A 5,513-nucleotide genomic window follows, 5' to 3' on the forward strand; every position below is an offset into this window, starting at 1 on the left:
AAACGAGACAGATGTCTCATTTTGTCCACTTTTTTATTATGAAAGAAAAGAGAAAACCTATTAAATCAGGGATTAGAATTTGGCACAGTACTTGCAATATAAAAGATGAACAAGAAAATAGGAGGGCTGGACATGTTAAAAACAACTGAAAGTAAAGGGAATGAAATTACGAAAGAACAAGCTCGTTGGATGTATGAAAAAATGTTAGAGATTCGTAAGTTTGAAGACAAGGTGCATGAATTGTTCGCGCAAGGCGTTCTGCCAGGTTTCGTTCATTTATACGCTGGTGAAGAAGCAGTAGCAGTTGGTGTATGTGCCCACTTAACAGATAGTGACAGTATTACAAGTACGCATAGAGGTCACGGCCATTGTATCGCAAAAGGTTGTGATTTAAATGGCATGATGGCCGAACTTTTTGGGAAAGCGACAGGGTTATGTAAAGGTAAAGGTGGTTCAATGCATATTGCCGATTTAGATAAAGGAATGCTTGGTGCAAATGGGATTGTAGGCGGAGGTTTTCCACTTGCTTGCGGTTCAGCATTAACAGCTAAATATAAAGGAACGAAAGATGTAAGTGTTTGCTTCTTCGGTGACGGAGCAAATAATGAAGGAACATTCCATGAAGGGGTTAATTTAGCAGCGATTTGGAAGTTACCAGTTATTTTTATCGCAGAAAATAACGGTTACGGTGAAGCAACAACATTTGAATATGCTTCTAGTTGTAACTCTATTGCTGATCGTGCAAAAGCATATAACATTCCGGGTGTTCAAGTAGATGGAAAAGATCTATTAGCAGTATATAAAGCGGCGGAAGAGGCTGTTGAGCGTGCACGTAATGGCGGTGGCCCAACTTTAATTGAATGCATGACATATCGTAATTACGGTCATTTTGAAGGAGAAGCACAAACGTATAAAACAGCGGAAGAAAAAGAAGAACATTTAAATGAAAAAGATGCGATTGTGCATTTCCGCAAGCATTTAATTCATGAAGCTTTATTAACGGAATCCGAACTTGTGGATATGGAAAAGGCAGTAGATGAAGCAGTACAAAAATCAATTGAATTTAGTGAAAACAGTCCATATCCAGAGGATGAAGAATTATTAAAAGATGTATACGTTTCTTACAAATAAGAGGAGGGTGAAAAATAATGACTAGAACAGTAAGTATGTCAACTGCAATTAATGAAGCGATGAAAATATCAATGCGTCGTGATGAAAACGTAATTTTAATCGGAGAAGATGTTGCAGGCGGTGCACAAGTGGATCACTTGCAAGATGATGAAGCATGGGGCGGTGTACTCGGTGTTACGAAAGGACTTGTACAAGAATTTGGTCGAAATCGTATTTTAGATACTCCAATTTCAGAAGCGGGTTATATGGGAGCGGCGATGGCAGCTGCTGCAACAGGTTTACGTCCGATAGCTGAATTAATGTTTAATGATTTTATCGGTAGTTGTCTTGATCAAGTATTAAACCAAGGTGCAAAGTTCCGCTATATGTTCGGTGGAAAAGCGAAAGTGCCAGTTACAGTACGTACGATGCACGGTGCTGGATTTAGCGCAGCGGCACAGCATTCACAAAGTTTATATGCGTTATTTACGAGCATTCCAGGTATAAAAGTTGTCGTTCCTTCCACTCCTTATGACGCAAAAGGCTTATTATTAGCGGCAATTGAAGATGACGATCCAGTAATCTTCTTTGAAGATAAAACACTTTACAATATGAAAGGCGAAGTACCAGAAGGGCACTATACAATTCCTTTAGGAAAAGCAGATATTAAACGTGAAGGTTCTGATGTAACAATCGTTGCAATTGGAAAACAAGTTCATACAGCACTTGCAGCTGCAAAGCAATTATCGGAAAAAGGACTCGAAGTAGAAGTAATCGATCCACGTTCTTTATCACCGCTGGATGAAGATACGATTTTAGCATCTGTTGAAAAAACGAATCGCCTGATTGTTATTGACGAAGCAAATCCAAGATGTAGTATCGCAACAGATATTGCGGCAATTGTAGCGGATAAAGGATTCGATTTGTTAGATGCACCTATTAAACGAATTACAGCACCACATACACCAGTTCCGTTTTCGCCACCACTTGAAAAGTTATATTTACCAACGCCGGAGAAAGTAATTGAAACTGTATCAGAAATGATCGGAGACCAATCTTTATTACATGTGTAATGAAACGATGAGAAGGGAGAGAGAAACATGGCTGTAGAAGTTGTAATGCCGAAGTTAGGTATGGCGATGAAAGAAGGTATTATTACGAGCTGGAATATTAAAGCAGGTGATAATGTAGAAAAAGGTGAACTAATTGCTAGTATTAACTCGGAAAAAATCGAAACTGAAATAGAAGCACCAGCTGATGGAACTGTTCTTGATATAGCTGTAAGTGAAGATGAGGGAGTGCCGCCGGGTACTGTAATTTGCTACATCGGTAAACCGGACGAAAAAGTAGAAGTTCATGAAAACATACATGTTGTAGAAGAAAAAGCATCTAATCCAGAACCTAAAAAGGTACAACATCCAGAACCATATGCGATAGATGTGACGAAGCAAAGAGTTAAAATATCTCCAGTAGCAAAGAAAATTGCAAAAACTGAAAATCTCGATATTAGATCATTAATTGGTACAGGACCTGGCGGAAGAATTACAAAGGTAGATGTATTAAAGGCGCTTGAAGAAAGAGTAGCAATTCCAGAAGTACTTGAACAAGAAGAAAGTAAAGTCATTCCTATTACTGGTATGCGAAAAGCAATTGCGAACCGTATGCATGCAAGCTTACAAAATAGTGCGCAATTAACATTAACGATGAAAGTAGATGTTACAGATTTAGTTGCTTTACATAAAGAAATAGCGGAAGTTGTACAAAAACGATACGATAACAAACTAACTATTACTGATTTCGTTTCTCGTGCTGTTGTATTAGCGCTAAGAGAGCATAAAGAAATGAACAGCGCGTATATAAATGATGTCATTCATCAATTTGAACATGTTCATTTAGGTATGGCGGTCGCGTTAGAAAAAGGATTAGTCGTTCCAGCTATTCGCTTTGCTAATAATCTATCTTTAGTAGAGTTATCTAAAGAGATTAAAAATGTGGCACAAAAGGCACGAGCAGGCAGTTTAAGTAGTGATGATATGCAAGGGACAACATTTACAATTAGTAATTTAGGTAGCTTCGGTATTGAATATTTTACGCCAGTATTAAATACACCTGAAACTGGTATTTTAGGTGTAGGTGCAATTGAACATGTTCCTGTATATAAAGGGAAAAAATTAAGAAAAGGAAGTATGTTACCTTTAAGTTTAACATTCGATCATCGTGTACTAGACGGTGCACCAGCAGCTGCATTTTTACGCACAATTAAACGTTATTTAGAAGAACCTGTAACAATTCTTTTATAAAGAGAAGGTGAGAAAATGAGTAATTTAGTTGTTATTGGGGGCGGACCTGCTGGTTATGTAGCGGCAATTACCGCGGCTCAAAATGGAAAAGATGTCACTCTTATTGATGAAGCTGATCTTGGCGGGACTTGTTTAAATGTCGGTTGTATGCCTACGAAATCATTGTTAGAAAGTGCGGAAGTATACGATATTGTTAATCATGCGAATCGTTTTGGAGTATTAGTAGATAAGCAGAATATATCAATTGATTGGAAACAAATACAGACGAGAAAATCACAAATTGTTACGCAACTCGTACAAGGTATACAATATTTAATGAAGAAAAATAAAATAAAAGTTATACAAGGTAAAGCGAAATTTGAAACGGATCACCGTGTGCGAGTTACACATGGTGATAAAGAAGATGTAGTAGTTGGAGACCAGTTTATTATAGCGGCAGGATCAGAACCAACTGAATTACCTTTTGCTCCATTTGATGGGAAGTGGATTTTAAATAGTAGTCATGCAATGTCCCTAGAAAATATACCAAAATCATTATTAATCGTTGGTGGTGGTGTAATAGGTTGCGAGTTTGCAAGCATTTATAGTCGTCTTGGAACAAAAGTTACGATTGTTGAAATGGCATCGCAATTATTACCTGGTGAAGATGAAGATATCGCACAAATTTTAAGGGAGAAACTAGAAAATGATGGCGTAAAAATATTTACAGGAGCGGCTTTAAAAGGATTAAATAATTATAAGAAGCAGGCTTCATTTGAATATGAAGGAAGTATCCAAGAAGCCAACCCGGAATCCATTCTCGTTTCTGTAGGTCGAAAACCACGTGTACAAGAATTAGCTTTAGAAAAAGCAGGCATTCAATTTTCAAATAAAGGAATTTCTGTGAATGAACATATGCAAACAAATAGATCACATATTTACGCAGCGGGTGATGTGATTGGTGGAATACAGCTTGCTCACGTTGCCTTCCATGAAGGAACGACAGCGGCATTACACGCGAGCGGAGAAGATGTGAAAGTAAACTATCATGCTGTACCTCGCTGTATTTATACAGCTCCAGAAATTGCTAGTGTCGGTTTAACAGAAAAAGGAGCAAGAGAGCAATACGGTGACATCCTCATCGGAGAATTCGCATTTACAGCGAACGGAAAAGCGCTTATTATTGGAGAACAAACGGGGAAAGTAAAAGTTATTGTGGAACCTAAATATCAAGAAATTGTAGGGATTTCTATTATCGGTCCTCGTGCAACCGAACTAATCGGACAAGGAACGGTGATGATTCATACAGAAGTAACCGCTGATATAATGAGAGATTATATTGTAGCACATCCAACTTTATCTGAAGCAATCCATGAAGCATTATTGCAGGCGGTGGGACATGCTGTACATGCTTGAAGGTAAAAAGACCAGTCTAATATGACTGGTCTTTTTAGTAAATAATATTTAAGTAGCAATATGTATAAAAAGATACTAGAAAAATCACTATACTCTCATGTTTTTTTAATCGATGAGAGTATAGTGATTTTGAAACTTCTTCACTTATTTAATTGAAATGCGCTGTTACTATTTAATTTCAATAGCTGAAGTTATATCGTTCCAATCTGCAGCTAAATTAGCAGTTTGACCATACCAATCAGAGTGTCTAAAGGAGACACCTTTTCCATATCCTTGAGTTGAAGAATGTTCCCATAGCGTTGTTGAATAACTTGCAGAAGGTGAAGCTGTACTTACAGAAGAAATTCTGTCGTTCCAGCTAGAAGGTAGGTTTTTAAAGCCACTGCTCCAATAAATATACTGTCCACCTTTATTTTGATGCTCATAAAAATCGGTACTACCAGCACCACTACCTAAAGGGTTAATTTGATTTTTAAGTGCCTTTTTATCCTTTTCAATAAAAGCATTCAATGTTTCTCTGCTAGTAAAGCCATAAGCTAACCAATCTCCATTTTCATTTTGCTTAGGTAGTACCATAGTAATTTGGATGTCTTTTTTTGATTGATCGCTTAATTTTGTAAATGAATTAACATTCTTTTCATCAACTTTTAAATAATCAAATGTTTTAATTGTATAATCTTTTTCTGCAGCACTTACTACTTCTAATCC

At 37.2% G+C, this 5,513-nt stretch carries 5 protein-coding genes; 4 read left to right on the top strand and 1 reads right to left on the bottom strand.

Annotation, left to right across the window (positions count from 1 at the left end; all coding sequences use genetic code 11):
- Positions 1-132: 132 nt before the first annotated feature.
- From acoA to lpdA, 4 genes are read left to right on the top strand one after another with little or no spacing between them, the layout of a single operon-like run.
- Positions 133-1,131, top strand: a complete 999-nt coding sequence (gene acoA, locus AB3X49_RS16785) for an acetoin:2,6-dichlorophenolindophenol oxidoreductase subunit alpha (protein WP_002127717.1) — start codon at positions 133-135, stop codon at positions 1,129-1,131.
- Positions 1,132-1,148: 17 nt separating this feature from the next.
- Positions 1,149-2,183: an acetoin:2,6-dichlorophenolindophenol oxidoreductase subunit beta gene (acoB, locus tag AB3X49_RS16790; RefSeq protein ID WP_002127716.1), complete on the top strand. Its 1,035-nt coding sequence runs from the start codon at positions 1,149-1,151 to the stop codon at positions 2,181-2,183.
- A 27-nt stretch (positions 2,184-2,210) separates the two neighbouring features.
- Positions 2,211-3,410, top strand: a complete 1,200-nt coding sequence (locus tag AB3X49_RS16795) for a dihydrolipoamide acetyltransferase family protein (protein ID WP_002127715.1) — start codon at positions 2,211-2,213, stop codon at positions 3,408-3,410.
- A 15-nt stretch (positions 3,411-3,425) separates the two neighbouring features.
- A complete protein-coding gene (gene lpdA, locus AB3X49_RS16800) occupies positions 3,426-4,805 on the top strand; it encodes a dihydrolipoyl dehydrogenase (protein ID WP_367963499.1) in 1,380 nt (459 codons plus the stop codon).
- A gap of 168 nt (positions 4,806-4,973) precedes the next feature.
- Here the strand turns inward: lpdA and AB3X49_RS16805 are convergent.
- Positions 4,974-5,513 (bottom strand): hypothetical protein (locus tag AB3X49_RS16805; protein WP_367963502.1); only part of this gene is annotated, 540 nt, incomplete at its 5' end.

Origin of the sequence: Bacillus sp. C30, from assembly GCF_040838255.1 — a bacterium.
Lineage (GTDB): Bacteria > Bacillota > Bacilli > Bacillales > Bacillaceae_G > Bacillus_A > Bacillus_A mycoides.